The organism is Ruegeria sp. A4, from assembly GCF_056543025.1.
Genome location: NZ_JBQGAW010000001.1, coordinates 203271 through 217942, shown reverse-complemented (window position 1 = coordinate 217942; position 14672 = coordinate 203271). Strand labels below are relative to the sequence as shown.

General features: G+C 58.9%; 15 protein-coding genes. 8 read left to right on the top strand and 7 right to left on the bottom strand.

Features of this window, described 5'->3' with window-relative positions; all coding sequences use genetic code 11:
- Nucleotides 1-103: 103 nt before the first annotated feature.
- A complete protein-coding gene (locus tag ACR0E2_RS01075; RefSeq protein ID WP_152457603.1) occupies nt 104-427 on the top strand; it encodes a 2Fe-2S iron-sulfur cluster-binding protein in 324 nt (107 codons plus the stop codon).
- Entirely contained in the window at nt 427-1170 is a 744-nt protein-coding gene (locus ACR0E2_RS01070) for an FG-GAP repeat domain-containing protein (RefSeq protein ID WP_480444783.1), read from the top strand. Before ACR0E2_RS01075 ends, ACR0E2_RS01070 begins: the two co-directional genes overlap by 1 nt.
- 133 nt (nt 1171-1303) lie before the next feature.
- On the opposite strand, the gene purD is transcribed toward ACR0E2_RS01070, so the two are convergent.
- On the bottom strand, nt 1304-2572 hold the full coding sequence (gene purD, locus ACR0E2_RS01065) for a phosphoribosylamine--glycine ligase (RefSeq protein WP_480444781.1): 1269 nt from the start codon (nt 2570-2572) through the stop codon (nt 1304-1306).
- Between the two features lie 75 nt (nt 2573-2647).
- Between purD and xseA the strand changes: the two genes are divergently transcribed.
- Nucleotides 2648-4132, top strand: a complete 1485-nt coding sequence (gene xseA / locus ACR0E2_RS01060; RefSeq protein ID WP_480444780.1) for an exodeoxyribonuclease VII large subunit — start codon at nt 2648-2650, stop codon at nt 4130-4132.
- 244 nt (nt 4133-4376) lie between these two features.
- Here xseA and ACR0E2_RS01055 read toward each other — a convergent pair whose 3' ends face one another.
- The gene (locus ACR0E2_RS01055; protein ID WP_253283775.1) at nt 4377-4772 is read right to left on the bottom strand and encodes a hypothetical protein; all 396 of its coding nucleotides are present in this window, start codon (nt 4770-4772) and stop codon (nt 4377-4379) included.
- Between the two features lie 140 nt (nt 4773-4912).
- Between ACR0E2_RS01055 and ACR0E2_RS01050 the strand changes: the two genes are divergently transcribed.
- The 5 genes from ACR0E2_RS01050 to ACR0E2_RS01030 all read left to right on the top strand — a co-directional run bounded on the left by ACR0E2_RS01050 (nt 4913) and on the right by ACR0E2_RS01030 (nt 9148).
- Nucleotides 4913-5551 carry a lysoplasmalogenase gene (locus tag ACR0E2_RS01050; protein ID WP_171228499.1) on the top strand — a complete coding sequence of 213 codons (639 nt, stop codon included), beginning with the start codon at nt 4913-4915 and terminating at the stop codon, nt 5549-5551.
- A 58-nt stretch (nt 5552-5609) separates the two neighbouring features.
- The gene (gene ftsY / locus ACR0E2_RS01045) at nt 5610-6749 is read left to right on the top strand and encodes a signal recognition particle-docking protein FtsY (protein WP_480444778.1); all 1140 of its coding nucleotides are present in this window, start codon (nt 5610-5612) and stop codon (nt 6747-6749) included.
- Nucleotides 6750-6839: 90 nt separating this feature from the next.
- Nucleotides 6840-7742, top strand: a complete 903-nt coding sequence (locus ACR0E2_RS01040; RefSeq protein ID WP_171328829.1) for an EamA family transporter — start codon at nt 6840-6842, stop codon at nt 7740-7742.
- A 16-nt stretch (nt 7743-7758) separates the two neighbouring features.
- Complete coding sequence (locus ACR0E2_RS01035; RefSeq protein ID WP_480444776.1) at nt 7759-8364, top strand: inner membrane-spanning protein YciB; 606 nt, start codon at nt 7759-7761, stop codon at nt 8362-8364.
- 115 nt (nt 8365-8479) lie between these two features.
- Nucleotides 8480-9148 carry a Crp/Fnr family transcriptional regulator gene (locus tag ACR0E2_RS01030; RefSeq protein WP_171170683.1) on the top strand — a complete coding sequence of 223 codons (669 nt, stop codon included), beginning with the start codon at nt 8480-8482 and terminating at the stop codon, nt 9146-9148.
- Nucleotides 9149-9371: 223 nt separating this feature from the next.
- On the opposite strand, the gene ACR0E2_RS01025 is transcribed toward ACR0E2_RS01030, so the two are convergent.
- From ACR0E2_RS01025 to gor, 5 genes are all read right to left on the bottom strand, one after another.
- Complete coding sequence (locus tag ACR0E2_RS01025) at nt 9372-10886, bottom strand: Do family serine endopeptidase (protein ID WP_480444775.1); 1515 nt, start codon at nt 10884-10886, stop codon at nt 9372-9374.
- A gap of 110 nt (nt 10887-10996) precedes the next feature.
- The gene (locus ACR0E2_RS01020) at nt 10997-11191 is read right to left on the bottom strand and encodes a DUF2065 domain-containing protein (protein WP_152457591.1); all 195 of its coding nucleotides are present in this window, start codon (nt 11189-11191) and stop codon (nt 10997-10999) included.
- On the bottom strand, nt 11191-12087 hold the full coding sequence (hflC, locus tag ACR0E2_RS01015) for a protease modulator HflC (RefSeq protein WP_152457590.1): 897 nt from the start codon (nt 12085-12087) through the stop codon (nt 11191-11193). The genes ACR0E2_RS01020 and hflC overlap by 1 nt, the downstream gene beginning before the upstream one ends.
- Nucleotides 12087-13229 (bottom strand): FtsH protease activity modulator HflK, encoded by a 1143-nt coding sequence (gene hflK, locus ACR0E2_RS01010; protein WP_152457589.1) that lies wholly within the window; start codon nt 13227-13229, stop codon nt 12087-12089. The genes hflC and hflK overlap by 1 nt, the downstream gene beginning before the upstream one ends.
- A 72-nt stretch (nt 13230-13301) precedes the next feature.
- On the bottom strand, nt 13302-14660 hold the full coding sequence (gene gor / locus ACR0E2_RS01005) for a glutathione-disulfide reductase (RefSeq protein ID WP_480444774.1): 1359 nt from the start codon (nt 14658-14660) through the stop codon (nt 13302-13304).
- Nucleotides 14661-14672 lie beyond the last annotated feature (12 nt).

The window sequence follows — 14672 nt, the reverse complement described above, 5'->3', positions numbered from 1 at the left end:
AAGAAAGTCCAGACACGGCGCGCTGAGTCGCAAATGAGGCTGGAAAGACCTAAATGCCTTCACTAAGGAAGAAATCGAACATCGCAAAAGGAAGACGCACGCAATGGCAAAGATCACCTATGTCGAGCACGGCGGTACCGAACACACAGTCGAGGTCGCCAACGGACTGACCGTCATGGAAGGGGCCCGTGACAACAACATTCCCGGCATCGAGGCCGATTGCGGCGGCGCCTGCGCCTGCTCGACCTGCCATGTCTACGTCCACCCCGACTGGGTCGAGAAAATCCCGGCCAAGGATGACATGGAAGAAGACATGCTGGACTTTGCCTATGAGCCCGACCCGGCCCGCTCGCGCCTGACCTGCCAGATCAAGGTCACCGACGCGCTGGACGGTCTGGTCGTTCAGATGCCCGAAAAGCAGATCTGATGCACAACGATGCGCCGCGCCTGCCCCGCCGCTTTTGGCAATCTCGGGCACGCGGCGCTTTGCTATCTTTCGGACTTTGGCTCACGCTGCAACCGGCTGACGCGGCGGAAACCATCAACGACGCCCGCTTCACAGAACCAACCACCCGCTACGCCCATGGCGTCCTGGGTGACACGATCGAATATGGCGCGGTGGAACTCACGACCGAAACTACGGTCGTAACTGTTCGACTGCCGCAGGATCGCGTGTTCGAAGACCTCGCTCCGCGTTTGGCAGACGTCAACCTGGACGGCGCGCGCGAAGCAATTGTCGTTGAATCCCGCGACAAATCAGGGGCTCAACTTGCGATCTACGACGCCGCCGGAGACAAGATCGCGGCCACGCCTCATATTGGCACCCGATTTCGCTGGCTCGCCCCGATCGGGGCAGCCGACCTGGACGGCGACGGACATGTCGAGATCGCCTATATCGATCGTCCGCACCTTGCCAAAACCCTGCGCATCTGGCGCTACAAAGACAACGCCCTGAGCGAAATCGCGGCTCTGCCCGGATTGACCAACCACAGGATCGGTGAAGATTTCATTTCCGGTGGCCTGCGCATCTGCGGCGACCGCCCGGAATTGATCGTGGCCAGCGCCGACTGGACGCGGATCGTCAGCGTCTTCTACGACAACGGCTGGATCATATCCGACCGGGGCCCGTTCAACGGCCGCAAAAGCCTTGCCCAAGCCCTGAACTGCTGATCCGCCTCTTCATCTGGCCAAAAATATCCCGAGGCGTGAGCGGTTGAAAGGAATTCGTCCAGTGGACGATTTCGACCGCGAACACGCGCAGCGCCGGGAAGCCGCAAGGCCGAGGGGGCACCCCCCTGCCCCGTCAACCTTCCAAAGCACGCCATCCGATATCGCGCCGGTAAAACCCGTCAGGCCAATCCACAGCTTCAACCATTTCATAGGCCCGGTCGCGCGCCTCTTGCAGCGTGTTCCCACGGGCGGTCACGTTCAGCACGCGCCCGCCCGATGCAACCACCTGTCCATCGACACTCTTTGTACCAGCGTGGAACACCATGTTCCGGCTGTCTTCGGGCAGGCCTTCGAGCCCTTTGATCGCAGTGCCTTTCTTGTAAGCACCCGGATAGCCATTGGCCGCCATTACCACCGTGATGGCATGGTCATCCGCCCAATTCACCCGCATCTCACCCAACCTGCCTTCGGCGGCGGCGTGCATCAGGTCCATCGCCTGCGCGCCCAACCTCATCATCAACACCTGACATTCCGGATCACCGAAGCGGACGTTGTATTCAACCAGCCTTGGCTGCCCGTCCTTGATCATCAAACCTGCATAAAGAACGCCCTGAAACGGCGTTCCCCGGCGCTTCATCTCGGCGATGGTAGGGCGCACGATCTCTTCCATCGCGCGCGCTTCCACCTCTTCGCTCAACACCGGCGCCGGAGAATACGCGCCCATCCCGCCCGTGTTCAGCCCGGTATCGCCCTCGCCAACCCGTTTGTGATCCTGGGCCGTCCCGACAGAAAGAATGTCCTCACCATCACACAGAACGAACAGCGAGGCTTCTTCACCATCCATGAATTCTTCAATGACGACTTCCGCACCAGCACCACCAAACGCACCGCCAAACATGTCGTCAATGGCGTCCAGTGCGGTCTTTTCGTCCATCGCAACGATAACGCCCTTGCCCGCGGCCAGACCATCGGCCTTGACCACAATCGGTGCGCCCTGTTCGCGGATATAGGCTTTGGCAGGCTCAGCCTCGGTAAACCGGGCATAAGCTGCGGTGGGGGCGTTGGCCGCGTCGCAGATTTCCTTGGTAAAGCTTTTCGACGCTTCCAGCTTCGCCGCCTCGGCTGAGGGCCCAAAAACCAACACTCCGGCTTCGCGCAACCGATCAGCCACTCCGGCCGCCAAAGGCGCCTCGGGCCCGACGATCACGAAATCAATCGCATTTTCTTCGGCAAAGCTGACAACAGCCCCGCCGTTTTCAATATCCAGAGCGGCACAATCCGCGATCTGCGCGATCCCCGCATTCCCCGGAGCAACGATCAGGCGATCACATTTGGGGTTTTGCAGCACTGCCCATGCCAGGCTGTGTTCGCGCCCTCCGCTGCCGAGAATGAGGATATTCATGAAAGCTCTCCGATCTGCTTGGCCTTGCCTGCGCGGCGTTCTAAGCTGGGCGCGCATTTGAAACAAGGCGCTGAAATGTCCGACCTGCTTGATGACCCGATTCCGGGCCAAAACACCCCTGAATACACAGTGTCCGAAATTTCGGGCGAGGTGAAACGGACGCTCGAAGGCTCATTCGGCCGAATCCGCGTGCGTGGTGAGGTTGGGCGCGTGTTCAAAGCCCGATCCGGGCATCTGTATTACGACATCAAGGACGACCGGAACGTTTTGGCCTGCACCACGTGGAAAGGTCAGATTTCCGGCCTGTCCGTTGTGCCCGAAGAAGGGTTGGAGGTCGTCGTCACCGGCCGCCTTACCGCTTTCGGGGCGCAATCCAAATACAACCTGAACGTCGATGAGGTTTCCGTCGCGGGTCAGGGCGCGCTCATGGCGCTGCTCGAGAAGCGCAAAAAACAACTGGAATCCGAAGGTCTGTTCGCACCTGAACGCAAGAAACCCCTGCCTTACCTGCCGCAGATCATTGGTGTTGTGACATCCCCTTCCGGTGCCGTGATCCGCGACATTCTGCATCGGCTCAGGGACAGGTTTCCGCGCAAGGTGCTGATCTGGCCTGTGGCGGTTCAAGGGGCCAACTGCGCGCCCGAGGTCGCCCGCGCCATCGAAGGCTTCAACCAACTGACACCCGGCGGCGCGTTGCCCCGGCCCGATCTGATCATCGTGGCCCGTGGCGGCGGATCGATCGAAGACCTCTGGGGCTTCAATGAAGAGATCGTCGCCCGCGCCGCAGCCGCGTCGGACATACCGTTGATCTCGGCCGTCGGGCATGAAACCGACACCACCCTGATTGATTTCGTGTCGGACCAGCGCGCGCCAACGCCCACCGCGGCCGCCGAACTGGCCGTTCCGGTGCGCATGGAACTGCTTGCCTGGACCGAAGAGCAGGCCGCGCGCCTGTCCCGCGCGGCAACGGATGCCGTTCAACGCCGAACGCAGAGGCTGCGCGATCTGTCCCGCGCCCTGCCGCGCCCGGACAGCCTGTTGAACACACCAAGACAACGGCTTGATTTGATTGCAGATCGGCTCACACCCGCCTTGATCCGCGGGGTTCAGAACCGTCGCCTGCAAGTGGTGGAACTGTCTGCACATCTGCGCCCCTCGACCCTGCGAAGCTTGATATCGACGCGACAGGAATCGCTGCGCAACCTGTCATCGCGCCTGTCCTTGCGACCGATCCAAAGGGAAATCGATCAACAGCGGCAAAACCTCGATCGTTTGGGCGATCGAATGCACACGGCCCAAACCACGCGACTGGACCGCCTCAAACAGCAACTCGAAGCGACGGACCGCCTGCGCGAGACGCTGAGCTACAAAGCCACTTTGGACCGCGGATACGCGGTCGTCCGGGCCGAAGGGAATGTGATCACCACCAAGGCTCAGGCCGCCAAACAAACGGCGCTCGAGATCGAATTCGCCGATGGTGTTCTCAGCACCGGCCCGGCCGCGAAATCACCCTCGAAGAAACCCAGGCCGGACGCCCCGGATCAGGGATCACTGTTCTAAGCCATGCTGACCATCTGGGGCCGTGACAATCGCCGATGCGCAACTTTCTGAAAACGCTTTCCTGTGCGGTTCCTGCCTGACTTTGGCCGATATCCAGTTGGGACACATACTCGATCGCTAATATGACATCGATGTTTCGCACGCATAACTGCCCAGTTTGCGCCGCTATTATGAAGGGTTGACGGACAGGACATCTTACCAAACCCATGTCATGATCGATTATGATGAGCTGCGCGCAAACTGATCAAACGCCAACGTCCGGCCCGTAACAAACCATTTCCTCCCCAAGGTCCTCGGCCTCATACAGTTCGGTCGCTTGCGGATTGCCTTCGAACTGCGCAATCAAACCGCCACCGGATTGAGTGAAAACCCAGCATTGCGGATCCAGCCTGTCTTCGTAGACAAAGCAGATCTGCTCACCCTGCTGATACCAGATACCTTCCTTGCAATTCCCGTCGAGAAAAGACCAGATCACACGACGGTTCGGAAGATACCGCTCCACCCCGTAAATCTGACCTTCGAACCCGTAAAACAGAGTTTTGCCCTGCGTATACTTGTCGAACTCCGAGCCAGACAGAGGCGTTTGTGCCGCCACGGAATGTGCGGCAAAAGTCACGAGAATCATCAGGAACCTGAACATGTTTCCATTTTGTCAGAAGCGCTTCGGTCATGCCATTCGCCTGTTGAACCGGTGTCATCACATAGCACTTAACTCAACGTAAGCGGTTGATTTCACGCCACGTCCCAGATCAGGTTATTCTGAACCGGCGAGGAGATGACATGCCAACCCTACTGTTCTGGATCGCCTTTGGCTGTGCCCTTGGGTACCTGCCGCTGACCTCCCGGCCCGCCGGTTCTTTGCGCACTGTACTGAAAACCGCGTCGGTCGCCCTATTGGCGGTCACGGCCATCATGAACGGTGGGCCTTGGCTGTTGGTTCTTGCCCTCGCTCTTTGTGCGACAGGTGACGCGCTGCTGTCGCGCGAAACAGATGCCACCTTCATGACGGGCATCGCCGCATTTGCCGCCGGGCATCTGGCCTATATCGCTCTGTTCCTGACATTGCCGATCAGTTCTGCCGGGCTGATCCTCAGCGCGCCTGCGATTGTATGGTCCTTGATCATTCTGGGCATCATCATGGCCACATTGCTTGCGCCCCGCGCCGGAGACCTGAAGGGGCCCGTTCTGGCCTATATCCCCATCATTCTTGGCATGGGGATCACGGTGCTGGCACTGCCGGATGCCGGTCCCCTTCGGTGGGCCTTTCCCGCCGCAATGGCCTTCATCGCGTCAGATCTGATCCTCGCAACCGAGAAGTTCCTGCTGCCGCGGCACCATCCGGCCCTCAAGGTGACGCCCTATATTGTGTGGCCCCTTTACTGGGGTGCTCAGCTTGGCTTTGTCCTTGCGTTTGCGTGACCCTTTGCAACTGCCGCAAATCCGCATTAGGTGAAGGGAACACCTGTGGAGACCAAGTATGGCGTTTTTCTCAAAGCTAAAGGACAAGCTGTTCAAATCTTCATCTCGTCTTGAAGAAGGGCTGGAAGCCATCGTCGAGGATGGCGGCGAGGAAACAGCGGTTCCGGACCCTGTGATCCCCCAGCCGCAGCCCGATCCGCAACCCGTTCCAGAAGTGCCAGAGCCTGCCCCGGCACCGCAACCGGTTGAACCGCCGGCACCGATCCCGGCTGACCCCACGCCTGTCGCTCCACCGCCGGAAATACCGGAATCCAAGGGTATCCTGAACCGCCTGTTCAATCGAGGCGCCGTCACGGAAATGCGCCGCACCCTGGACGATGACATGCTGGAACAGCTCGAAGAGCTGCTGATCGCCTCGGACATGGGCGTCGACACGGCCTTGCGGGTCACGTCTAACATGGCTGAGGGCCGCTTTGGCCGCAAACTGTCGACCACAGAGATCAAGCAACTTCTGGCACAAGAAATCGCCCGCGTGATGGAGCCTGTGGCCAAGCCTCTGCCGATCTATACCAAACGGCCACAAGTGGTGCTGGTCGTCGGCGTCAACGGCTCGGGCAAGACCACGACAATTGGAAAACTGGCCAGCCAGTTCAAAGAGGCCGGCAAAAAGGTCGTCATCGCCGCCGGCGATACCTTCCGCGCCGCGGCCGTGGAACAGTTGCAGGTCTGGGGTGATCGCGCCGGAGTTCCGGTTCTGACCGCCCCCGAAGGCTCGGACCCCGCCAGCCTCGCCTTTGACGCGCTGACCCGTGCACAGGCAGAGGGCGCCGATCTGCTGATGATAGATACGGCGGGCCGCCTGCAAAACCGCACCGACCTGATGGAGGAACTGGCCAAAATCGTCCGCGTCATCCGCAAGGTTGATGACACTGCTCCGCACAACACCTTGCTCGTACTCGACGCCACCACCGGACAGAACGCGCTGAGCCAGGTGGAAACGTTCCGCAATCTGGCGGACGTTTCCGGTCTGGTCATGACCAAGCTGGACGGCACGGCCAAGGGCGGTGTTCTTGTTGCCCTGGCAGATAAATTCGGGTTGCCCATCCACGCGATCGGCGTCGGCGAACAGATCGACGACCTTGCCCCTTTCGACCCCGAAGAATTCGCCGCCGCCCTCACCGGTCTCGACAAAGGCTGATCCCAGGCTTCATCTGGCCCCAAATATCCTCGGGGAGTGTGGGGGGCAGACAGCCCCCCACCCTCTCCGCTCCGCAAAAGGTCCGCGTATTTGAGCGACTGGCTGATCTCTCTCGAAGGCACCGAAGCCGGACACCAGCTGGCATTGGTGCTGGCTTTGATGGCGGCGTTCCTGCACGCGGTCTTCGGTGCATTGCAAAAAGGCAGGCATGACCCATGGCTGTCCCGCGGCGCGATCGACGCCTGCTATTGCCTCATGGCCGCCCCCTTCGCCTTTTTCGTGGTGCCCTGGCCCGAACCTCATATGTGGCCGATCTTCGCGCTCGTCTGGCTGATCCACATCGCCTACAAGACACTGCAAGCCATGGCATATACCAAAGGCTCTTACACCGTCGTCTATCCGGTGGTGCGCGGGACGGGCCCGCTGTTCACGGTCATCGGTGCCTATCTTCTGTTCGGCGAAACATTCTCGGCCGTTCAATGGCTGGGCGTGGCCACCTTGCTGGCGGGGATTTTCGGGTTGGCTGCCTACAACTTCAGGTTCCTGGAAACCAACAGGGATACGCTAGGCATCGCGCTGACACTGGCGATCATCACTGGCCTGTTTGTGGCCCTGTACACCACCTATGACGCCTATGGCATTCGCGCCACCGCCGATCCGTTCACCTTTCTGGCCTGGTTCTTCATGATCGACGGCGCGGCCATGCCGATCTACGCATTTCTCAGGTGGCGCGCGATGGCGCACAGACCTGCGCCTGGTCCGCTGATGCTGCGCGGCCTCGCTGGCGGTATCATCGCCCCTTTGTCCTTCGGGGCGATCATGCTGGCCACCCGGCTGGACAAAGTCGGTGAAGCAGCCGTTCTGCGCGAAACCTCAACAGTCTTCGCTGCGCTGATCGGCTGGCTTGTGCTAAAGGAAACGGTTGGCCCAAGACGCATTGCCCTGATGGCATTGATTGCACTTGGCGCCGTAATAGTTGAAATGGGCGGATAAGCAGCAGGAAGTACAGATGACAGGCAAAAAAGACATCAACCCGTTTCTGAAACAGGTTCTGGAACTTGGCCCCCCGCTGGCCTTCTTCTTCATCTACCTGCGCCTGCGCGACGACAGCTTTCTGATCGGCGGCATCGAGTATTCCGGCTTCATTATCGCCACGATTATCTTTGTCCCCCTGATGCTGGTGGCAATGGGTATCCTATGGTATTTGACCGGCAAACTCAGCCGGATGCAGATCTTCACGGCCATCATGGTGATTTTCTTCGGCGGTCTCACAGCCTGGTTCAACGACGAGCGGTTCTTCAAGATGAAAACCACACTTGTCTATGGTCTGTTTGCCCTGATCCTCGGCATCGGTCTGATGCAAAAGAAATCCTACCTGGCCTATGTTCTGGACGAAATGCTGCCGATGAAACACGAAGGCTGGATGATACTCACGCGCCGTCTGTGTGCTTGTTTCGCCGTTCTGGCCGCCGCAAACGAATTCGTCTGGCGCACCATGTCGACGGATCTGTGGGTCAAGATCGAGACCTTCGGCTTTCCCATCGCGCTGATGGCCTTCCTGATGCTTCAGTTCAGCATTCTGCAACGCTATATGGACGATCCCGAGCAGAAATAGCGGCCTTTACACCCGCCAGACCTGCCAAAACAAACAAAATTCTTGGCTTGAGCGCCCAGCTATGGGAAGTTGTGCCACCACCCACTCTCATACCCTGCCCAAGATCGGTGCATACATGACGGCCTTTCCCACCAGCGGCTTCCTTGCCGAAGCTTCCGACGGGCTCAGAGAAATGCTTTCGGCGCAGGCGACCGAAATATCTCTGTCCCAAGGTGAAATACTTTTTGAACAAGGTGACGAGGGCGACTCTCTCTATGCCATTTTGGAAGGCACGTTAGAGGTTTCCTTTCTGGCAATGAGCGGCCGCAAACTGACACTTACCTTGATGCGCCCCGGCGAAGTCTTCGGTGAAATCGCGTTGTTCGACAATGGTCCGCGTACGGCCACCATTGCGGCGGCAGAAAAGTCGCGTGTACTGCGCGTGCGCCGCAACGACGTTATGAACCAGATCAGACAACAGCCAGACCTTGCCGTGGATATGATCCGTCTGGCCGGATTGCGGATGCGATGGATGGGATTGCAATTGAACGAGCAGGTCTTTCTGCCCATGCCTATTCGGCTGGCCCGCAAGCTGCTGCACCTGTCCAGTTTGCAGGACGACCCGGCCGCGCGCATCACCCTGTCGCAGAGCGAACTGGCCGAATTTGTCGGTGCCACACGCGAGGCAGTATCCAAAACCATCTCGATCTGGAAACGCGACAACATGGTCGAAGCCTCTCGAGGTGGTTTGCTGATCCAGGACTTTGAAGCCCTGCGAGAATTGGCTGATTCAGATCTTATTTGATCCGGTGTGATCTGGTTCACAGACCATCGATTACGCTTTGACCTAACGTGAGATTGTTACCGTAGGAGGTCAGAGAATCATCCCCGATATCTGTCCACTGACCTCTCCCTGTATCTGAGCCATACGCAATCACTGCGTATGGCTCATTTTTTTGGCGCATCAGTGATACCTGGTCTGGCCCGCAATCAGAAAAAAGGCCGGGAGGTTTTCCCGGCCTGTTCAATCAGTTCTCGAGGCTCAGCGCCACAAAACGCGGATCGCCGCCCCTGCGCACCAACAGCAGCAGAGATTTGCGACCAGCTTCGCGCGATTCTTCCATGCGGGCTTCGAGATCTCCGATGGTTTCCACCTTTTGCTGGCCTGCTTCGGTGATCAGATCACCTGCCCGCATTCCCTTGGCATACGCCTCAGATGCTTCATCGACATCTGTAATCACAAGGCCGTCTGCATCACCATCCAGACCCAAATCTGCACGCAGCGTATCGTTCAGGGGGGAAATCGTCAGGCCCAGAATATCCGCGTTCTCTTCAATCGGAGCTTCCTGCGGTTCCTCCTCGCCAGTGTCAGCGCGCTCCGCATCTTCCCGACGCCCCAGTGTCACAAGTACGGTCTGGGTTCCACCGTCGCGGTGCACGACCACTCTGACCGACTTGCCAACTTCTGCTTCACCGACCTGACGCACCAGACCTCGGGTGTCTTCCACCTCGACTCCATCAAAGCTGAGGATCACGTCACCCGCCTTCAACCCAGCTTCCTTGGCGGGGCCGTCCGGTACATCGCTGATCAGCGCCCCACCCGGCTTTTCCAGGCCCATGGCCTCGGCCATGTCCTCGGTTACGTCCTGAATACGGACGCCTAACCACCCGCGGCGGGTCTCGCCATATTTGCGCAGTTGATCCACGACCTTCACGACAACATTCGACGCCATCGAGAAACCAATGCCGATTGAACCGCCGTTGGGCGAAAGGATTGCGGTGTTCACTCCGATCACTTCGCCGTCCATGTTGAACAGCGGCCCGCCCGAGTTGCCCCGGTTGATCGCCGCGTCCGTTTGAATGTAATCGTCATAGGTTCCGCTCAGCGCTCGGTTGCGTGCTGAAACGATCCCAGCCGATACCGAAAAGCCTTGCCCAAGCGGGTTGCCCATGGCGATAACCCAGTCACCCACACGTGCTACGTCGCTGTCGCCGAATTTCACATATTTTAGTGGGCCCGAAGCCTCGACCTTGAGCAGCGCGATATCGGTTTTCTCATCCGTTCCGATAACCTTGGCCACAAGCTCTTTCTTGGGTTGGCCATCGCCGGGGAAGAATTCCACAAGTATCTCATCGGCTTCGGCGATCACATGGTTATTTGTGACGATAAAGCCATCTTCCGAGATCACGAACCCAGATCCCAGCGCGTTGCTTCTGCGCGGCGCGTTGTCACCGTTGTCACCGTTGCGATCCTGAAACTCGCGAAAGAAATCCTCGAACGGAGAGCCTTCAGGAACAATACCTTGCGGTCCAGTCTGGCCTTCGATCAAAGTGCTGGTGGTAATGTTCACTACTGCCGGGCTGATTTCCTCGGCCAGCGGTGCCAAACTTTCACTTTTGGCCTGCGCTGCAACCGATTGCGCCAGCAACAGCAGTGAACCTGCAAAAGCCAGCCACATCAGCCGCATCCAAACACTCACTTCGTCCCACCGGACGGATACACTGCGCGCTTTCGCCTGCACTTGAGCTCTCCTTGTCGACATTCACGCCAAGACCGCTTGTTCTCGGCCTTTCTTACAAACCAATGTAGTCAGTTTGCCCCCACGAGCAACTCGGGATCGCAGCGAAATCACCAGCAAGTGAAACCACAGCGTCAAAATCCCAATTGTTGCGCGCCCCAAAGCAGGACCAAACCGCTGATCACGCATAGCAATCCGACCAGGCGCCGGGCTTGCTCTGGCATGTCCCGCAAGGCTTCAAGCATCCGCTCGATAAGCGAAGGGGCCAGCGCATAGGCCAGCCCCTCGACAATCAGTACCAGCCCGAAAGCCAGAAGGATCATACCCATTATTCAGACGCCGCAGCCGCCGGTGCTCGCCGTCCGGTTGGCGAAGCGAGGTAGTTGAAAAACTCGGAATCCGGGCTCAGGATCAATGAGCTATTACCACCTTGCAGCGCATTTTCATACGCGGTCAGCGAACGGTAGAACTCGAAGAACTCCGGGTCTGCACCATACGCTTCTGCAAAGATCGCGTTGCGTTCGGCGTCAGCTTCACCGCGGATGATTTCCGCCTCACGACGGGCATCCGAGACCAGTTCGACCACGGTACGGTCTGCCTGAGCGCGAACACGTTGTGCAGCTTCGTTACCGCGGGCGCGCTCGTCGGTCGCCTCACGTTCGCGTTCAGCCTTCATCCGGTCGAAGGTTGCCTCAAGGTTCGCCTGCGGCAGGTCGGTTGCCTTCAGGCGCACGTCGATAACGTTGACGCCCAGCGCACGTGCCTCGGCAATCGCACTATTGCGGATGCGCAGCATCAGCGCGGCACGGTCTGAACTGAGGATGTCACGCGAGGACACCGAACCCAGTACTTCGCGGGTTTCAGCGCGCAGGATACGATCCAGACGGTCTTCGGCGACCGGAATACCACCGACACCAACGGCCTGACGGAACTGTTCCAGATCCGAAATTCGATAGCGGGCAAAAGCGTCCACCACCAGTCGGCGATCATCCAGAGGCGTAACCTCCAACGGCTGAACATCGATGGACAGGATCCGGTCGTCATAGCGGACAACTTCCTGAATCAGCGGGATCTTGAACGCCAGACCCGGCTCTTCCTTGACCGCAACAACGCGGCCAAATTGCAGAACCAACGCGCGCTCACGTTCATCCACGATAAAGATCGAGGACAGTACACCAACAATCGCGATGAAAACGATCGGCAGAATAAAGGTCGCTTTACGCATCAGTTGCTCTCCTGTCCGGAATTGCGGCGCAGTTCGTTCAGCGGCAGGTAAGGTACGACGCCCTGCCCCGATCCGGTCGAGTTTTCGTCCAGAATGATCTTGTCGACATCACCCAGAACCTGCTCCATCCGCTCCAGGTACAGACGTTTGCGAGTCACATCAGGCGCTTTGGAATATTCTTCCAGAACCGCGCTGAAACGGCTCGCCTCACCCATGGCGCTGTTGATCTGCTGTGCGCGGTAGGCTTCGGCTTCTTCCAGAACCTGAGCGGCTTCACCGCGCGCCTCAGCCAGAACCCGGTTGGCGTAGGCGTCGGCGACGTTTTGCAGTCGGTCACGCTCCTGCGCGGCGGCCTGAACATCGCGGAAGGCGGCGATCACGTCCTGCGGCGGGTCGGCCTTGTCGAAGTTCACTCGGATGATGTTAACACCCGAATCGTAGCTGTCCATCGTCGTCTGGATCAGTTCCTGAAGGCGCTCAGCAATGATGCCGCGATCCCGGTTCAGGATTGGTGCCAGCTCGCTCTGCGCGATAATCTCGCGCATCGCCGATTCCGACACGGCACGGATCGTCTGACGCGGATCACGCAGATTAAACAGGAACTTGGCCGGGTCGTTGATGTTCCAGACGACCTGATAGTCGATATCGACGACGTTTTCGTCGCCGGTCAGCATGAGACCATCGTCGCTGCCCCGGGCTCCGCCCATATCTTCGGTCTGTTCGCGGGTGACCGGAATCACCTCGGCAGTGACAAACGGCCATGGCGCGAAGTTCAGACCCGGATTGCCAACCGCAGAAAACTCACCCAGAAACAGCTCAACTGACTGTTCTTCCGGTTTTACAGTATAAAAGCTGGCCAGCCCCCACAAAACGGCAGCCGCCACCAGACCAATCGCAACTGTACCTTTGGTAAAGGCCGGGCCTCCACCGCCCTGACCACCGCTGCCACCACGGCCACCGCCGCCGCGACCGCCCATCAGCACGCGCAGCTGCTCCTGGCCTTTTTTCATCAGCTCGTCGATCTCGGGAATCTGCGGGCCTTCGCCTTCGGGTGGGCGTCGCCCGTCCCCGTTGTTACCCCGATTTCCTCCACCTCCTGAAGAGCCTCCGCCCCCCCAGGGGCCACCGCTGTTGCCCGCCATATGTATCATTTCCTTCGTTTAGGCCCGTGTGATCACGGGCACACTTGTAACTTGTGTGCGCGCGCTTGCAAATCAAGCGGAGCGTACAGGTTGCCGCATTGTCACCAGTTCTTCCGCCATAACGGGATGTACTGCAACCGTGCGATCGAAATCTTCCTTTGTCGCGCCCATCTTTACGGCAATTCCGGCCAGCTGGATCATCTCTCCTGCTCCGGGGGCGACAATATGGCAACCCAGTACCTTGCGCGTGGCCTGAGACACGATCAGTTTCATCAGAACCCGTTGCGTGCCACCGGCAAACGCCTTCTGCATCGGTTTGAATGAAGTGGCATACACATCGATCGGTTCCAGGGCCGAGGCTTCTTCCTCGCTCAGGCCAACTGTGCCGAATTCCGGTTGCGTGAAAATGGCGGTTGGGATCAGCGCGTGATCCACAGGCGTGGGGTTACCTTTGAAGACGGTTTCCACAAAGGCCATACCCTCGCGGATGGCCACGGGTGTCAGGTTGACCCGGTCGGTGACATCGCCAATGGCATAGATCGACGGAACGGCGGTCTGGCTGTATTCATCCACGACGATCTCGCCCTTGCGCCCACGTTCAACGCCCAGCTCTTCCAGCCCGAGGTTATCGGCATTCGGTGCCCGACCGGTGGCGTACATGACAACGTCAAAACGATCCTCGGTGCCGTCCGTCGCCTTGACACGTATCTGGTCGCCATCTTTGGCCATTTCCAGCACATTGGTGCCCAGCCGTACGTCGATGCCGTTCTGGCGCATCTCTTCGCAGATCAGCCCACGCGCTTCTTCATCAAAGCCACGCAGGATCTGCGCACCGCGGTAGAATTGCGTGGTCTTGACGCCCAGACCGTTCATGATCCCGGCAAATTCGCTGGCGATATAGCCACCGCCGACGATCAGGATGCTTTCGGGCAGCTTGTCCAGATGGAAAATCTCATTCGACGTGATCGCAAGATCCGATCCCGGGAAATCCGGCACCACCGGTCGACCGCCTGTTGCAATCAAGATGTGTCTGGCGGTTTTGCGGGTGCCATCGGCCAGCTCGACCGTGTGCGCATCCACCAGGCGCGCGCGCCGATCAAAGCTTTCAACGCCGTTGTTTTTCAGGATGCTGCGATAAATCCCTTCCAACCGGTCCAGTTCTGCAACCAGTTTGCCGTGAAACATGTCCCAGTCAAACGCGCCTGGCTGAACATCCCAACCATAAGCTTGCGCATCTTCGATCATGCCCGAGTATTCACTGGCAAAGACCATCAGTTTCTTTGGCACGCAGCCCCGGATCACACAGGTGCCGCCATAGCGGTCTTCTTCAGCCAGCGCGACCTTTGCACCGGCTTCACCCGCTGCCACGCGTGCCGCCCGGACCCCGCCCGAGCCTCCGCCGATCACAAAAAGATCATAGTCAAAGCTCATGCCGGGTTCCTT

What these genes read in the sequence shown, in the direction of transcription:
- hflK (WP_152457589.1), bottom strand. Translation starts at nt 13,229, where the DNA reads ATGGCGGGCAACAGCGGTGGCCCCTGGGGGGGCGGAGGCTCTTCAGGA.
- ACR0E2_RS01025 (WP_480444775.1), bottom strand. Translation starts at nt 10,886, where the DNA reads ATGTCGACAAGGAGAGCTCAAGTGCAGGCGAAAGCGCGCAGTGTATCC.
- xseA (WP_480444780.1), top strand. Translation starts at nt 2,648, where the DNA reads ATGTCCGACCTGCTTGATGACCCGATTCCGGGCCAAAACACCCCTGAA.
- ACR0E2_RS01030 (WP_171170683.1), top strand. Translation starts at nt 8,480, where the DNA reads ATGACGGCCTTTCCCACCAGCGGCTTCCTTGCCGAAGCTTCCGACGGG.
- ftsY (WP_480444778.1), top strand. Translation starts at nt 5,610, where the DNA reads ATGGCGTTTTTCTCAAAGCTAAAGGACAAGCTGTTCAAATCTTCATCT.
- ACR0E2_RS01075 (WP_152457603.1), top strand. Translation starts at nt 104, where the DNA reads ATGGCAAAGATCACCTATGTCGAGCACGGCGGTACCGAACACACAGTC.
- ACR0E2_RS01050 (WP_171228499.1), top strand. Translation starts at nt 4,913, where the DNA reads ATGCCAACCCTACTGTTCTGGATCGCCTTTGGCTGTGCCCTTGGGTAC.
- ACR0E2_RS01055 (WP_253283775.1), bottom strand. Translation starts at nt 4,772, where the DNA reads ATGTTCAGGTTCCTGATGATTCTCGTGACTTTTGCCGCACATTCCGTG.
- ACR0E2_RS01020 (WP_152457591.1), bottom strand. Translation starts at nt 11,191, where the DNA reads ATGGGTATGATCCTTCTGGCTTTCGGGCTGGTACTGATTGTCGAGGGG.
- hflC (WP_152457590.1), bottom strand. Translation starts at nt 12,087, where the DNA reads ATGCGTAAAGCGACCTTTATTCTGCCGATCGTTTTCATCGCGATTGTT.
- ACR0E2_RS01070 (WP_480444783.1), top strand. Translation starts at nt 427, where the DNA reads ATGCACAACGATGCGCCGCGCCTGCCCCGCCGCTTTTGGCAATCTCGG.
- ACR0E2_RS01035 (WP_480444776.1), top strand. Translation starts at nt 7,759, where the DNA reads ATGACAGGCAAAAAAGACATCAACCCGTTTCTGAAACAGGTTCTGGAA.
- gor (WP_480444774.1), bottom strand. Translation starts at nt 14,660, where the DNA reads ATGAGCTTTGACTATGATCTTTTTGTGATCGGCGGAGGCTCGGGCGGG.
- purD (WP_480444781.1), bottom strand. Translation starts at nt 2,572, where the DNA reads ATGAATATCCTCATTCTCGGCAGCGGAGGGCGCGAACACAGCCTGGCA.